This is a genomic window from Mycobacterium sp. URHB0044, assembly GCF_000620625.1.
In the GTDB taxonomy this organism is placed as follows: domain Bacteria; phylum Actinomycetota; class Actinomycetes; order Mycobacteriales; family Mycobacteriaceae; genus Mycobacterium.
This window is the reverse complement of sequence record NZ_JIAW01000002.1, coordinates 421,335-435,212: the sequence shown is the minus strand read 5'-3', so window position 1 is coordinate 435,212 and position 13,878 is coordinate 421,335. Positions and strand designations below refer to the sequence as shown.

General features: G+C 66.1%; 13 protein-coding genes. 4 read left to right on the top strand and 9 right to left on the bottom strand.

Annotated features, from left to right (window positions below; all coding sequences use genetic code 11):
- The first annotated feature begins 66 nt into the window (after positions 1–66).
- The gene (locus N536_RS0106195; protein WP_029112818.1) at positions 67–873 is read left to right on the top strand and encodes an enoyl-CoA hydratase/isomerase family protein; all 807 of its coding nucleotides are present in this window, start codon (positions 67–69) and stop codon (positions 871–873) included.
- A gap of 58 nt (positions 874–931) precedes the next feature.
- On the top strand, positions 932–1,981 hold the full coding sequence (locus N536_RS0106190) for a dihydrodipicolinate reductase (RefSeq protein ID WP_029112817.1): 1,050 nt from the start codon (positions 932–934) through the stop codon (positions 1,979–1,981).
- Between the two features lie 16 nt (positions 1,982–1,997).
- Here the strand turns inward: N536_RS0106190 and N536_RS0106185 are convergent, their stop codons facing one another.
- The 9 genes from N536_RS0106185 to N536_RS0106145 all read right to left on the bottom strand — a co-directional run bounded on the left by N536_RS0106185 (position 1,998) and on the right by N536_RS0106145 (position 9,442).
- Positions 1,998–2,369, bottom strand: a complete 372-nt coding sequence (locus N536_RS0106185) for a hypothetical protein (protein ID WP_029112816.1) — start codon at positions 2,367–2,369, stop codon at positions 1,998–2,000.
- Positions 2,370–2,476: 107 nt separating this feature from the next.
- Positions 2,477–3,313 carry a DegV family protein gene (locus N536_RS0106180; RefSeq protein ID WP_029112815.1) on the bottom strand — a complete coding sequence of 279 codons (837 nt, stop codon included), beginning with the start codon at positions 3,311–3,313 and terminating at the stop codon, positions 2,477–2,479.
- Positions 3,314–3,315: 2 nt separating this feature from the next.
- A complete protein-coding gene (gene octT / locus N536_RS0106175) occupies positions 3,316–4,056 on the bottom strand; it encodes a diglucosylglycerate octanoyltransferase (RefSeq protein WP_029112814.1) in 741 nt (246 codons plus the stop codon).
- The gene (gpgP, locus tag N536_RS0106170; protein WP_029112813.1) at positions 4,046–4,714 is read right to left on the bottom strand and encodes a glucosyl-3-phosphoglycerate phosphatase; all 669 of its coding nucleotides are present in this window, start codon (positions 4,712–4,714) and stop codon (positions 4,046–4,048) included. Before gpgP ends, octT begins: the two co-directional genes overlap by 11 nt.
- Positions 4,711–5,079 carry a ribosome silencing factor gene (gene rsfS, locus N536_RS0106165; protein WP_029112812.1) on the bottom strand — a complete coding sequence of 123 codons (369 nt, stop codon included), beginning with the start codon at positions 5,077–5,079 and terminating at the stop codon, positions 4,711–4,713. The genes gpgP and rsfS overlap by 4 nt, the downstream gene beginning before the upstream one ends.
- On the bottom strand, positions 5,076–5,699 hold the full coding sequence (gene nadD, locus N536_RS37570; protein WP_255358408.1) for a nicotinate-nucleotide adenylyltransferase: 624 nt from the start codon (positions 5,697–5,699) through the stop codon (positions 5,076–5,078). The genes rsfS and nadD overlap by 4 nt, the downstream gene beginning before the upstream one ends.
- A gap of 151 nt (positions 5,700–5,850) precedes the next feature.
- Entirely contained in the window at positions 5,851–7,296 is a 1,446-nt protein-coding gene (locus tag N536_RS0106155) for a VWA domain-containing protein (protein WP_029112811.1), read from the bottom strand.
- Positions 7,297–7,304: 8 nt separating this feature from the next.
- Positions 7,305–8,180 carry a MoxR family ATPase gene (locus N536_RS0106150; protein WP_029112810.1) on the bottom strand — a complete coding sequence of 292 codons (876 nt, stop codon included), beginning with the start codon at positions 8,178–8,180 and terminating at the stop codon, positions 7,305–7,307.
- Positions 8,181–8,194: 14 nt separating this feature from the next.
- The gene (locus N536_RS0106145) at positions 8,195–9,442 is read right to left on the bottom strand and encodes a glutamate-5-semialdehyde dehydrogenase (protein ID WP_029112809.1); all 1,248 of its coding nucleotides are present in this window, start codon (positions 9,440–9,442) and stop codon (positions 8,195–8,197) included.
- 244 nt (positions 9,443–9,686) lie between these two features.
- On the opposite strand from N536_RS0106145, the gene N536_RS0106140 reads away from it, so the two are divergent.
- Positions 9,687–12,164, top strand: coding sequence for a hypothetical protein (locus N536_RS0106140; RefSeq protein ID WP_029112808.1), 2,478 nt, complete (start codon positions 9,687–9,689; stop codon positions 12,162–12,164).
- Between the two features lie 154 nt (positions 12,165–12,318).
- The gene (locus N536_RS41265) at positions 12,319–13,845 is read left to right on the top strand and encodes a hypothetical protein (RefSeq protein ID WP_051574274.1); all 1,527 of its coding nucleotides are present in this window, start codon (positions 12,319–12,321) and stop codon (positions 13,843–13,845) included.
- The last annotated feature ends 33 nt before the right edge of the window (positions 13,846–13,878 follow it).

The window sequence follows — 13,878 nt, the reverse complement described above, 5'->3', positions numbered from 1 at the left end:
CAACGGCGATGTCGGCGCTGCAAGCAAATCGACTACGCGTTCCCCATCCGAGTGCAGGATTGACCGATGATCGAGATCGGATACGAACGTCGGGACAGAATCGCCTACATCACGTTGAACCGGCCGGAGGCCAAGAACGCGGTCACACCGCAGATGCACGAGGAGTTGTGCCGGATCTGGACCGACTTCGGCGAGGACGACGAGACGGACGTCGCAATCCTGACGGGCACCGGCGATGCCTTTTGCGCCGGAGCCGACTTGGCCACCTACGTCCCGCTGAACTACGTCGACGCGACGCCAAGCCGGGTTCGCGAGATCGTCGACATGGGTTTCGGCGGCATCACCCGAGGACTGCACCGGATCGCGAAGCCGACGATCGCCGCGGTGAACGGATGGGCGTTGGCGGGCGGTCTGGAGCTTGCGCTGGCGTGCGACCTTCGGGTGGCCTCGCACCAGGCGATGTTCGGCTCCTTCGAGGCTCGGCGCGGTTTTCATCACGGGGACGGTGGCATCACGCGGCTGGTCAACACGTGTGGCGTCGGCGTTGCCATGCAGATGGTCCTGACCGCCGAGCCGATCGACGCGCAGCAAGCGCTGCAATGCAACATGGTGACGAAAGTCGTTCCGCACGAACAGGTCATGCAAGATGCCGAGCGGTTGGCCCGCCAGATCCTGCGAAACTCGCAGCGGGCCGTACGCTCCGCGAAGGCGACGGTGCTCGAGGTCGTCGGCAAGCCACTGGACGACCAGTTGCGCATCGAGGGCTGGAATTCCTATACCTGTGTCGATCAGGCCGAAGCCCGAGAACTGCTCGGTCAGTTCTTCGACAAATCCGACGCGGGCAGGGCAGGGACGAAACCGACCGCCATGTAGTGCCGGTGTACACCTTCCGAATAGTGTCTACTGATCCGGCCGCAACGAGGAGGCACACATGACCGCTGACCGACCACTACGGGTGATCCAGTGGACCACCGGCAACATCGGCAGGCGGTCGCTGCACGCCATCATCGGGCGCGATGACATGGAACTAGTTGGGGTGTATGCGCACGGCGCCGACAAGGCCGGGGTGGACGCCGCCGACCTCGCGGGCTGGCCGGAACCCACCGGGGTGAAGGCCACCAACGACGTCGACGCGCTGATCGCGCTGAAACCGGACGCGTGCTGTTACAACCCGCTGTGGCCGGACGTCGACGAACTGGTCCGACTGCTCGAGGCCGGTGTCAACGTGTGCTCGAGCGCGGCGTGGATCACCGGGGGCAAGCAGACGCCGGAGGATCTCGACCGCATCAGGAAGGCCTGCGCGGCAGGCAATTCCACGATCTTCGGCAGCGGCGCACATCCGGGTATGACCAACATGGTCGGCATGGTGCTGTCCGGGGCATGCGAGAAGGTCGACGAGATCCGCATCACCGAGTCGGTCGACTGCTCAACGTACGAATCCGCGGGAACGCAAGCTGCCATGGGATTCTCGAAGGATCCCGACACGCCGGGCCTCGCCGAGAGCGTGCGGCGCGAGAGCGAGGTGTTCGCCGAGTCGGCGGCCATGATGGCCGACGCGATCGGTGCCAAGCTCGACCGGATGACGTTCGACGTCGAGTTCAGCACCGCCACGGGTGACACCGACCTCGGCTTCATGCAGATCCCGAAGGGCACCGTCGGCGGTGTGTTCGGCTACCACCGCGGCTGGGTGGGTGAGCGCAACGTCGTCAGCGTCGGATTCAACTGGACCATGGGCAACCACGTCACCCCGCCCAAGCCGCTGGAGCACGGCCACGTCATCCAGGTCTTCGGTACGCCCAACATGCGTACCGTGCTGCATTGCCTACCGCCGCGGGACTGGACCGAGCCCGGATTCATGGGGCTGGGCATGATCTACACCGCGATGCCGGTCACCAATGCAGTACCGGCGGTGGTCGCCGCCGCGCCGGGCATCGTGACGTTGAAGGATCTGCCGCCCGTTACGGGACGGGCATCGGCGTAGCGGCAACGATCGGCCGTCACGCGATGCCCACGTTCTTCGGTGGCATCTTCTGGACGCTCGAGATGATCTGCTGCGCCCGCGGAGTGACGTCGCCGTAGACCTTCCGGCATGGTCCGTTCCACAGGTTTCCGAGGCGGGTCAACTCAGCCCGGGCGGCGTCCATCCCGGCCGCGTTGTTCGAGTTGTAGGCCGCGCCCCACGCCTGGACCTGCGCATCGATCTGCGTCTGGAGGTCGTGGCAGGTGATCTGCAGGCTGTCGCTGTGCGTATCTGGGCTTGGGACACGTTCGGCGTAAGCGGCGGCCGGCGCAATCGCGGCCAGTGAACCCGCGAGAGCAAGGGCGGCGACGGCGGACTTGACGGCGAACTTCGCGTGCTTGGCGTTCATGGTGTCTCCTTGGCTTCGTCGTGGCCATCTGCCACGTTCATCAGCTAGGAGTGCCGGCTCGCGTCGATTCCCTCACTTTTTCGAAAACCGGTGATGGCCCTGCCGCCTCAGTCGTCCACCGTCACGCACACGCCAACCGCCCCGCCGCCCACGTGCACCGACAGCACCGGACCCATGTCGCTCACCGCGAGCGACTCGATCTGGGGAAGTCGGTCCGTCAGCGTGGCACCGATCTTGTCGGCGTCGTCGTGATTGTCGACGTGATGGACGACGATCGACGCCCTGCGGTCGCCGACGAACTCCGCGACGGCCTCCACCAGCGCGGCGTGGGCCTTCGACAGGGTGCGAATCCGCTGTGACAGCACCAGCCTGCCGTCGACGTCGATGCAGAGCAGCGGCTTGAGGGACAGTGCCGTGCCCAGCCACGACGCGGCCGTGCCGATCCGCCCACTGCGTCGGAGGTTGTCGAGCCGGTGCACGACGATGAAGGCGCGGCCGCGCGGCACGGCGGAGCGCGCCGCCGCCTCCACGGCGTCGAGGTCGGCGCCGGCGGCCGACGAACGCGCCGCTGCCACCGCGACGAACCCGACGCTGGCCGCCGCCGACCGGGCGTTCACCACGCGCACCGCAGGGCCGAACTCCCGCGCCGCAGCCACGGCCGTGCTGAACGTGCTCGACAGGGCCGCCGACAGATGCACCGCGACCACGCCGTCACCGCCGCTGTCCGCCAGTGCCTTGCGGTAGGTCTCGGTCAGGTCGGCAGGCGCGGCGCCGGCCGTGGTGACGTGCGCCCGGTCGTGGACGTCGTAGGGCACCGGGTCGATCCCGTCACGCAGATCATTGCCGTCGATCAAGACGTGCAATGGCACCTCGCGAATGCCCCACCGCTGCAGGTCATCTGGATGCAATCGCGCGGACGAATCGGTCACCACCATGACGGCCATGGCTAGCCGCCGGCGGCTTCGGAGACCACGACACCCGCTTCGACGAGGCCCTTCAACATCAAGTCCGCGACCGCCGCGTGGGCCTCGAAGTTCCAGTGGATGCCGTCCGGATTGCCGCGCCCACTCATCACCTCGTCGCCGACGGCAGCCTTCAGATCGACGATGGGCACGTCGTGTTCGCGTCCCCATGCGGTGATCGCGGCGACCGTCCCGTCGCGCCAGCGGTGCGACCGGCCGTAAGTGTCGGCGATGTGCACCGACGGTATCGACGCCACGATCGGAATGCCGGGCCGGTTGAAGTCGATTGCGGCCCTGGTCTGTTCGAGGTAGTCGGCGCTCAGGTGCGGGGGCAGCGCAGGCCGCGCGATCGGCGACAGCCGTGGCTGCAGCCAGCCGTATCCGTCACGGGCCCACCGGCGCAACCACGGCGGCCGCACGTAGCGGATCAGTTCGCGCACCGCCGTCGGCAGCGGCGACGGCAGCGAATCCATGCCACCCGTCGCGAAGATCACCGCGCCCGCACGGGGCAGCGCCGCCCACGCCCGCGGGTCCTGGGTGGCCGCCCACCACACGTCGCGGCACGTCCAGCCGATCCGGCCGATCAACTCGACATCCCAACCGAGTTGGGCGGCAACGATGTTGGGCCAGATCCGGGGATCGTCGGCAGGCAGACCACCGGTCGGCCCGTAGTAGGACAGGGAGTCGCAGAAGACGAGCAGGGTCCTGCGCTGGCTAGAGGACATCGTTGGCGACCTGTGCCGAGGCGTTCCACACGTCGAGCCGCCACCGGACCTCATCGGCCGCGGCGTTGGGTTCCGAATGCCCCGACAGCTGCACCCAGCTGGCGTTGCCCATGCCGCCGAGAATCGGCCAATTGTCCACCGGGAGATCGAGCAGCGCGGCGGTCAGCGCCGCGATCAGTCCGCCGTGGGCCACCAGCACCACGGGACGGTCCGGATCGTCCGAACCCCATTCAGGTTGTCCTGCAACGAGTTCCGCGACGAGCGGCAGGCTGCGGGCGGCCACGTCGACCCGGCTCTCGCCGCCGTGCGGCGCCCACCGGGCGTCGTCGCGCCACGCCAACCGGGCACCAGGCGCGATGGCGTCGACCTCGAGGTGCGTCATCCCCTGCCAGTCGCCGAGGTGGGTCTCCCGCAACCGGGTGTCGACGAACACCGGCAGCCCCGAGCGTTCGCTCAGCGCGGTCGCGGTGTCCAGTGCGCGACGCAGATCCGACGACACGATCACCAGGGGCTGCCGCTTGGCGAGCACCTCCGCGGCGGCGACGGCCTGATAGCGGCCGAGATCGCTGAGATCGGTGTCGAGTTGGCCCTGCATCCGGCTGCCCGCGTTGTAGTCGGTCTGCCCGTGCCGCAGCAGTACCAGGCGGCGGACCCTCATTCCGGACCGTCCAGCTCGACCGGCACCAGCGGGCAGTCGCGCCATAGCCGGTCAAGGGCGTAGAAGTTGCGCTCGTCCTGGTGCTGGACGTGCACCACGATGTCGACGTAGTCGAGCAGCACCCAGCGGCCCTCGCGGGTGCCTTCGCGGCGGGCCGGTTTGTGGCCTGCCGCGCGCATCTTTTCCTCGACCTCGTCGACGATGGCGTTGACCTGCCGGTCGTTATTCGCCGAGGCGATGACGAACAAGTCGGTGATGACGAGTTGTCCGGAGACGTCGATGACGACGACGTCGTCGGCGAGCTTGTCGGCGGCGGCGCGCGCTGCCACGGTGGCCATGCTGATGGCTTCCTCGGACGCGGTCATGCCCGGGCCTCCTTGCTGGCTAGGGAGCGGGCCGGATAGAGGCCACGCTTGTTCACGTACTGCACGACGCCGTCGGGCACCAGGTACCAGATGGGTCGGCCCGCCTCGGCGCGGCGCCGGCAGTCACTGGACGAGATCGCGAGGGCGGGCACTTCGACGAGGCTGAGGGCGTCCTGCGGCAACTCCTTCATGGCGGCGGCGATGTGTTCGCCGTCGAGTTCGTAACCCGGCCGGCTGACGCCGATGAACCGGGCCATGCCGAACAGGTCTTCCCAGTTCTGCCACGACAGGATGGATGCCAGCGCGTCGGCGCCCGTGATGAAGTACAGATCGGTGTCCGGGTTGAGCGCCGCGAGGTCGCGCAGCGTGTCGGTGGTGTAGGTGGGTCCGCCGCGGTCGATGTCGACGCGGCTGACGGTGAACCGAGGATTGGCCGCGGTGGCGATCACCGTCATGAGGTAGCGGTCCTCGGGTGCGGTGACGTTGCGCTCGCGCTTCTGCCATGGCTGGCCGGTCGGCACGAAGACCACCTCGTCGAGGCCGAACAGGTCGGCCACCTCACTGGCTGCGACCAGGTGACCGTTGTGGATGGGATCGAACGTCCCGCCCATCACGCCCAGCCTGCGTCGAGTCACGAATAGCCAGCTTACGGGAGTGTTCGCCGACGCCCCCGACCTGCCGATGAGCCTCGACCGTGCCGATTCGTACGCGGAAGCGGCGAGTCGCGTACGAAACTGCACGTTCGAGCGCGGACGGGCGCGGCGAGAGCCCCTAGACCGGCAGCAGCTGGTCGATCACCGCGGCGAGCTGCTTGGCCGATCGGCACTCGTGCATGGTGATGACGTCCTCGTAGCGTGGCACGGCAGAGTCCCCACTGCCCCACAGGTGCTTGGGTTCGGGGTTGAGCCAGTGCGCGTGCCTGCTGGCGGTGACCATGTGCGTCAGCAGATCGACTTCGGGGTTGCGGTAGTTGTTGCGTCCGTCGCCGAGCACCAGCAGCGAACTGCGCGGTGACAGCACCGTCGGGTAGTTCTCCAGGAACGACACGAACGCGTGCCCGTAGTCGGAGTGCCCGTCACGCGTGTAGACGGCCGCCTCGCGGGTGATGCGCTGCACCGCGACGGCCAGGTCGGCCTCCGGGCCGAACAGCTCGGTGACCTCGTCGGTGGTGTCGATGAAGGCGAAGACGCGAACCCGGGAGAACTGCTGCCGGAGCGCGTGCACCAGCTGCAGGGTGAACTGGCTGAATCCGGCCACCGACCCCGATACGTCGCACAGCACCACCAACTCCGGGCGAGCCGGGTGCGGCTTCTTGAGCACCACGTCGATGGGGACGCCGCCGGTGGACATCGACTTGCGCAGCGTCTTGCGCAGATCGATCTCGCCCGCGCGGGACCGGCGCCGCCGCGCCGCCAGCCGCGTGGCCAACGTGCGCGCGAGCGGCGCCACCACCCGACGCATCTGACGCAGCTGCTCACCGGAGGCACGCAGGAATTCGACGTTCTCGGCCAGCTGCGGGATGCCGTACATCTGGACGTGGTCGCGGCCCAACTGCTCGGCGGTGCGGCGCTTGGTCTCCGACTCCACCATCCGGCGCAGCTGTGAGATCCGCTTGGCGGCCATGGCCTTGGCGATCTCCTCCTGCGTCGGCGTGGGTTCGTCGCCGTAGGGCGCGAGCAGCCCGGCGAGCAGCTTCCCCTCGAGTTCGTCCAGAGCCATGGCCTTGAGCGCCTGGTACGAGGAGTACGACGGACCGCGGCTGCTGTTGTAGCGGCCGAACGCCTCCACGATCTGGGCGATCATCGCGGCCAGCCGGTCGTCGATGTTCTCCAGATCGGTGCCAGCCATCATCTCGACCAGCGCGGCGCGCATCGCCTCGATGTCCTGCGGCGGCAGGCCGTCCGGATTCTCATCGCGTGCGTCGTCGTCCTCGTCGAGAACCGTGCGGGCACCCAGCGCAGCGGGGAACCACAGGTCGAACATCGCGTCGTAGGTGTCGCGGTGGTCGGCGCGGCGAAGCACGGCGCAGGCCAGCCCCTCGCGCAGCACCTCGCGGTCGCCGAGTCCGAGGACGGTCATCACCCGACCGGCGTCGACGGTCTCCGAAGGGCCGACCGCAATGCCCACGCTGCGCAGCGCCTCGACGAATTCCACCAGATGGCCGGGAATGCCATGTGGCGCAAGGGGTTGCGGTGGGCGGGTACGTCGGACGGCCATGAGACTCCCTAATTCAGGCGAAGCTCGCCCGAAGCACGCTTCTGATCCGACTGATGCTTGAGCACCACGCCCAGCGTGGCGGCGATCGTCTCGTCTTCGATGGTGTCCAGGCCGAGCGCCAGAATGGTGCGGCCCCAGTCGATGGTCTCGGCCACCGACGGCAACTTCTTGAGCTGCATGCCGCGCAGCACCCCGATGATCCGGACCAGCTCCTCGGCCAGCCGTTCGGGCAGTTCCGGCACGCGCGAGAGCAGGATCCGCCGCTCCAGGTCGGGCTCGGGGAAGTCGATGTGCAGGAAGAGGCAGCGGCGTTTGAGTGCCTCGGACAGCTCGCGGGTGGCGTTGGAGGTCAGCAGGACGAACGGCGGGCGTTCGGCGACGATGGTGCCCAGCTCGGGCACCGTCACCGCGAAGTCGGAGAGCACCTCCAGTAGCAGGCCCTCGATCTCGATGTCGGCCTTGTCGGTTTCGTCGATGAGCAGCACGGTGGGCTCGGTGCGCTTGATCGCCGTCAACAGCGGACGGGTCAGCAGGAACTCCTCGCTGAACACGTCCATCTTGGTCTGGTCCCAGTCCCCCGACCCGGCTTGGATGCGCAGGATCTGCTTGGCGTGGTTCCACTCGTACAGCGCTCGCGCCTCGTCGACGCCCTCGTAGCACTGCAGTCGGACCAGGCCGGAACCGGTGGCCTGTGCCACGGCACGCGCCAGTTCGGTCTTGCCGACTCCTGCCGGGCCTTCGACGAGCAGTGGCTTGCCGAGCCGGTCGGCGAGGAACACCGCTGTGGCCGTGGCGGTGTCGGGTAGGTATCCGGTCTCGGCGAGACGCGTGGCGACGTCGTCGATGTCGGTGAACATCGGGACCGGGCGTGCGGGGACGCTCACTGGGCTTCTCCTGTTTAGGCAGGCCGGGTGTGGCCGTCGCCCCACACGATCCACTTGGTTGAGGTCAATTCTGGCAGACCCATCGGTCCGCGGGCATGCAGCTTCTGGGTGGAGATGCCGATCTCGGCACCGAACCCGAACTGCTCGCCGTCGGTGAACGCGGTCGACGCGTTCACCATCACCGCTGCCGCATCCACTTCGTCGGTGAAGCGTTGTGCCGCAGCCAGATCGGTCGTCACGATGGCTTCGGTGTGACCGGTGCCGTACTCGTTGACGTGGGCAACCGCGGCGCCGACGCCGTCGACCACCGCAAGCGTGATGTCCATCGAAAGGAACTCGGTCCGCAGCTCGTCCTCGCTGGGATCGAGGTGCACCGTCACCCCGGCGTCCTGCAGCGCACCGACCAGACGGGGCACGGCGCTTTCGGCGATGGCCGCGTCGATCAGCAGCGATTCCGCGGAATTGCACACACTGGGCCGACGGGTCTTGGAGTTCAACAGAATGCGTTCGGCGACATCGAGATCCGCTGCGGAATGGACGTAGACGTGACAGTTGCCGACGCCCGTCTCGATGGTCGGCACGGTGGCGTCGCGCACGACGGCGTCGATCAGACCGGCTCCCCCACGGGGAATCACCACGTCGACGAGGCCGCGGGCCTGGATCAGGTGCGTGACGGTGGTTCGGTCGTCGCTGGGCAGCAGCTGCACGGCGTCGGCGGGTAGCCCCTCCTCGGTGAGCGCGGCGCGCAGCGCGGTCACCAGCGCGGCGTTCGAGCGCGCGGCCGACGAACTGCCGCGCAGCAGCACCGCGTTCCCCGACTTCAGCGTCAGGCCGAAGGCGTCGACGGTCACGTTGGGTCGGCCCTCGTAGACCATGCCGACCACGCCGAGTGGCACGCGCTGCTGGCGGATCTGCAGACCGTTGGGCAGCGTGCGGCCGCGCAGCACCTCACCGACGGGATCGGGCAGACCCGCGACTTGCCGGAGTCCGGCGGCGATCCCGTCCACCCGTTGCGGGTTCAGCGCGAGGCGGTCGAGGATGGCCTCCGGGGTGCCGGACGCCCGCGCGATGTCGAGGTCCTCGGCGTTGGCGGCCAGGACTTCGTGGACCCTGGCGAGTACGGAATCGGCCGCCGCGTGCAGCGCCCGGTTCTTCGTCGCGGTGTTCAAGGTGCCCAGGATTCGAGAAGCGACGCGGGCGCGGCGTGCTGCGTCGTGCACCTGCTGACGCAGGTCACTCCCTGGGACGGTCTGCACACTCATTAGGCCAGCGTATCGGCGAAACTCGACCTTGGCCCGGTCGGGGTTACCGCAGGCGCCCGAAGCCTCGATGCGTAGTGACACCGACTCGTCGATTGATATTGACGCAAACAAAGACGCCAAGTCGGAGGGCGGGCATACTTTTCGCTCTACACATCGCAGCTGAGCCGATCCGCTGACTCCCATCCCGGCTGCACAGGTGAGACCAAATCGTTCAACCGCCTCGACGTACCGGGAGGGCAACACCATGGCTCGAACCGATTTCGCTCTAGCGCTCGGAAGCGGGTTGTACCTCGACGCCGACGGACAATTCACCAAGGAACCGCCACCTGGTGCGCCGATCTACAAACCACCCTTCGCGCTTCCCGTCGACCCGGACAAGATCAAGCCGGCTGTGGACAGCATTCAGAAGGCTCTGAAGGACATCAATCAACGGGGTCCCGCCCTGGAACTCTTCAAGCGCTACGGCTTCGACACCAAGATCCTCGATCTCCTCGCCGGGGTAGCTGCCATCGCCAGCGTGTGTGTGCCGGTCTTGGCCGTCGCGTCGTTCGCCTTGGTCGTGGTGAAGATGTTCGGGGTGCTCAAGGAGGGACCGTCGGCGCTCGAGAAGTTGATCACGGAACGATTCGACGAGCTCGAACGCAACATCGATGCACTAAAGATCCTCATCCAGGTCAAGGACCTACGGGATCAGCGCGTGAGCATCGAGACGTTCGTCGCCGAAATTCGTGCACACATGAACCAGTCCCCAACCGAGAGCACCCTCAGCGTCGAGCAACTCGAAGCTGACCGCGCACGCCTGCTGACGAGTCACTCCATTCATGCCACCGCCGTCGGCATCTTGCTCAGCGAAGACACCTGGCTTGCTACGTTCGACCGCCGTGCCAACAACACGGTGTGGCCGAACGCCATGCACACCCTGCCAGGAGCGCCCGGCGCCCCTCCCACGCCGGCGGCACTCCCCCAAGAGAACCAACCGGTATTCGACCACCGCTTGATGGTGCCGATGGCGACGTGGGCGGCGACGTCCTATCTCACGTGCATCCGTGGAATCATCCCCGAGTACCGCAGCACCGGCGACTTCCGAGACGCACTGCGCGACTATGCCGACAAGCTCGACGGCCTGGCGCAGAGCATGCGTGCGAACTGCCTCGGCATCACCCACTACTCCGCGGACGACTTTCGAAGCGCCACCATCACCTCATCGGAGATCGACTGGATACCGGCCGACAGTTCGGACCAGCTTCCATTCCCGCACAAGATCCCGATTCTGAAGCGCACCTTCACTCAGTTCCCCGTGGGCGCACAGGATTTGCGCTACCACGACAATGTCTTCTTCAGCGCGTTCATCAATGAGCTGTTCCAGTCGGAGTTCCTGGGCCGGCCCGCGACGACGAAGAAGGGCGGCATGGATCTGCGGTGGATCCCGCCGAACGCCCAACTCGTCTCCGCAGCATTCGGGAACTACGCCATCGGCAATCCGGAGGAGTGCGCCACGGCCGCCAACGAACAGGCCGAGCGCGACTACGCCGCTCTGCTGTCGGCAAGCGGCTACACCCAACTACTCCACCTTGCCGCGGTCTTACGCAATGAGTCCACCGAGCCAAGCTCGAGCCAAACGGTCACCGTCACCAACCGAGACATCCGCCGCGACGCCGGCCTTCCGCAGAGATCGCGAATACAGAGCGCTTGGACTCTGGGCGGACGCCCGATCACCGCGGCGGTCACCCGTAGTTCCCAGGACGTCCGTGCGGACATCAGTGCGACTACGCAACCGCCAAATCGCGCCCGGCCCTTCCACTACGACGTCAAACTGCGCACGTTGTCCAGTCTCGGCTCCCGAGGCAGCTACGAGGAACGCCAGTACAGCGACTTTTGGCGGGCGTCGTATCGCGCCGATCCCCACCACGAACGCTCACTCGTGCTCCAAACGTGGCAATCCCATGCCGATCTGGACGAGGTGCTGCTCGCCAGCGGGCCCACACCACGAACCCCCCTCACCAAAGAGGGCACACTTCAGTTCGATGCCCACACGTTCGACTGGTGGATACCGGGAGACGTCGAGGACGACGGACCGCCTCACGACGATTTGAGCGTTGGTCCTGGATTCACCACTTTCGCCGTCGGATCCGGTGGACGGCACGCGTTCGAGTTGAATCATCAGGGCGTCGAACTCTTCAATTTGGGGGAACACCGGTTTAATAACGACGAGCTCACCATCGCCTGGAAGAACGGCGAGTCGGGCTGGGACGGTGAACGTCGCGACGGTGCCGCGGCGCGTGTCACGTTGGAGTACAGCTTCGTCTGGGACGAAAGCGGTCTGACACTTCATCTGTCGAATGACCCCGACGACCGCAACTACCTCGTGTTCCTCGTCATCGAGGAGACTCTCTCCACCGGGACCGTCCTGCACACTGCCACGCCGATTCCCATCAATGGCCAGCTCACCAACGTGCCGAAGAGTTTCTTCGAGCAGGAACGCAAGGCGATTGCCGAGAAGGGTCGGCAGATCGCAGATTTCTACAAGTTCTACGAAGTGCGCCATCCCGAGCCGACCAACCCGATCATTGGGTGGCTACGCCGCGAGGATCTCACCAACCCGACGAGCATTCAACGATTCCTCGACCTGGCGTCGGAGGCAGAGCCGGAGCTCGTCGCGAGGTTCTTCCCCGATCTCCGGTTGAGCGCAACGACATTCGCTGAATTCGACGGCCTGATCTGACACAGACCGTGTTGCCCCGTAGCGACTCCCAACCCCGGGAAGGACGAAAGGCCATATGCCTGACTTCGATTGGCGCGAGCGACCTCAAGCATCGCCGTGGGGCGGATTCTTCATCCAGAGCCGAGCTGGCCGCAACCGTAACAACTTCGAAGTAGTGATCCCGTGGCCAGACGGCGGTCTGGCCCACTTCTACCGGGACAACGACAATGCCGCGGCGCTTCAGTGGTACGGGCCGACAGTGTTCGCGCAGGGCACCCACTATCAAGGCGTCTCGGTCACGGAGTCGGACTTCATGTCCTACCCCGGCACGCCGACCAAGAATCTGGAAGTCGTTGCAGTCCGCAAGGACAACGGGGCTCTCGAACACTGGTGGCGGGAGAACGGTGGTGCGTTGACATGGCACTTCGGTTCGCAGATCGCAGAGGGTTGCAGAGGCGTTCCTGCAATCGTGTATTCGGGTGCCCTGTTCAAGGACATACCCCTCATCCCCGGCGCTCACCGAGACGCACATGAAACGGGCATGTTCCACGTCGTCGTCGCGACCGAGGCCGGCGGGTGGAATTACTACCTCAAGTCGACGGACTCGACTTCACTGTGGACTCAGGTGCCTGGCTTCCCTGGAGCTCTGAAACCAGAAGAGTACGTACACAGTCAGGTACCTGGCGGGAAGCTCGTCGGAATGGGAATCATTCTGACCCCGGTCTTCGCGAACTCGTCGCATACGACCTACAAGGAGGTCTGGGAGGACACCAGCTGTGCGCACCAGGGGGACACCTACATCGTCGCAGGCAGCGAACAGAATGCGTTGCAACTCTGGTGCGCATCAGACGCGTATTTCGATAGGTTGTCGCCGGGTGGTGTCCACTGTGAGTGGCGCGGTTCCGACACCGTAACCAAGCCGAGCCCCGAAACTCAGTCGGAAGAGCTGCGGGCCTTCTATGGCCGCCCGTCATTGATCCAAGGCGATTACAACCACGACGACGACGGCTTCGCCGACGATGGCCACTACGGCAACTTCGAGCTGGTCTCACCGCTGAAGGCAGGCGGATTGCTCCATCGGGCACGAAATGTTGGCAGTCCGCATGCCGTTGAGGGATTGACCATGGGGTGGGGGCCGGGCACTCAGTTCGGTGGCAACTCGCTCTACGACGAAGTGTCCCTCATCCAATCGAACTATGGGCCCGGTGATCACGGCAATCTCGAGCTCGTCGCCCGCAACAGCTGCCAGTTCGGTTTCGACTTCTTCTGGCGGGTGGGCAATGTCTGGAATGGCCCCATCTACGTCGGCAAGGAGAGTGGCGCGATCCGCATCGGGACCAATTCCGAGGCACTCGGAGTCCTGGCCGGATCGTTGGCGCCGGCGGACAAGCTCGCGGCCCTGGGGTCGGTCAACATCTCGAGCAGCATCGAGCCAGCTTCGGACATGGTGGCGTGGCTGGGCGATCGGGATACCCCTTACCCCGCCCTTGCCGACGCTCTGCTGGCCGTGATGGTCAACCGGCGTCTGATCGCACCGGTTTTCATCGACGTCATCCGCGGGTTCTACGAGGATGACCTTGGACAGCCGTCACCACGGACCGTTAGTGACGTACGGACCGACGCGCTACGGACCGCCGTGTTGAAGGCGTCGAATGAGAACAACGGGACCGAGATCACGACGTTCGACGCGTTGCTCGCATAGCCGTCGACGACGGCAGCGATCAATGTCGCCGCC

Coding starts and splice junctions, on each gene's coding strand:
- N536_RS0106195 (WP_029112818.1), top strand. CDS start 67: ATGATCGAGATCGGATACGAACGTCGGGACAGAATCGCCTACATCACG.
- N536_RS0106190 (WP_029112817.1), top strand. CDS start 932: ATGACCGCTGACCGACCACTACGGGTGATCCAGTGGACCACCGGCAAC.
- N536_RS0106185 (WP_029112816.1), bottom strand. CDS start 2,369: ATGAACGCCAAGCACGCGAAGTTCGCCGTCAAGTCCGCCGTCGCCGCC.
- N536_RS0106180 (WP_029112815.1), bottom strand. CDS start 3,313: ATGGCCGTCATGGTGGTGACCGATTCGTCCGCGCGATTGCATCCAGAT.
- octT (WP_029112814.1), bottom strand. CDS start 4,056: ATGTCCTCTAGCCAGCGCAGGACCCTGCTCGTCTTCTGCGACTCCCTG.
- gpgP (WP_029112813.1), bottom strand. CDS start 4,714: ATGAGGGTCCGCCGCCTGGTACTGCTGCGGCACGGGCAGACCGACTAC.
- rsfS (WP_029112812.1), bottom strand. CDS start 5,079: ATGACCGCGTCCGAGGAAGCCATCAGCATGGCCACCGTGGCAGCGCGC.
- N536_RS0106155 (WP_029112811.1), bottom strand. CDS start 7,296: ATGGCCGTCCGACGTACCCGCCCACCGCAACCCCTTGCGCCACATGGC.
- N536_RS0106145 (WP_029112809.1), bottom strand. CDS start 9,442: ATGAGTGTGCAGACCGTCCCAGGGAGTGACCTGCGTCAGCAGGTGCAC.
- N536_RS0106140 (WP_029112808.1), top strand. CDS start 9,687: ATGGCTCGAACCGATTTCGCTCTAGCGCTCGGAAGCGGGTTGTACCTC.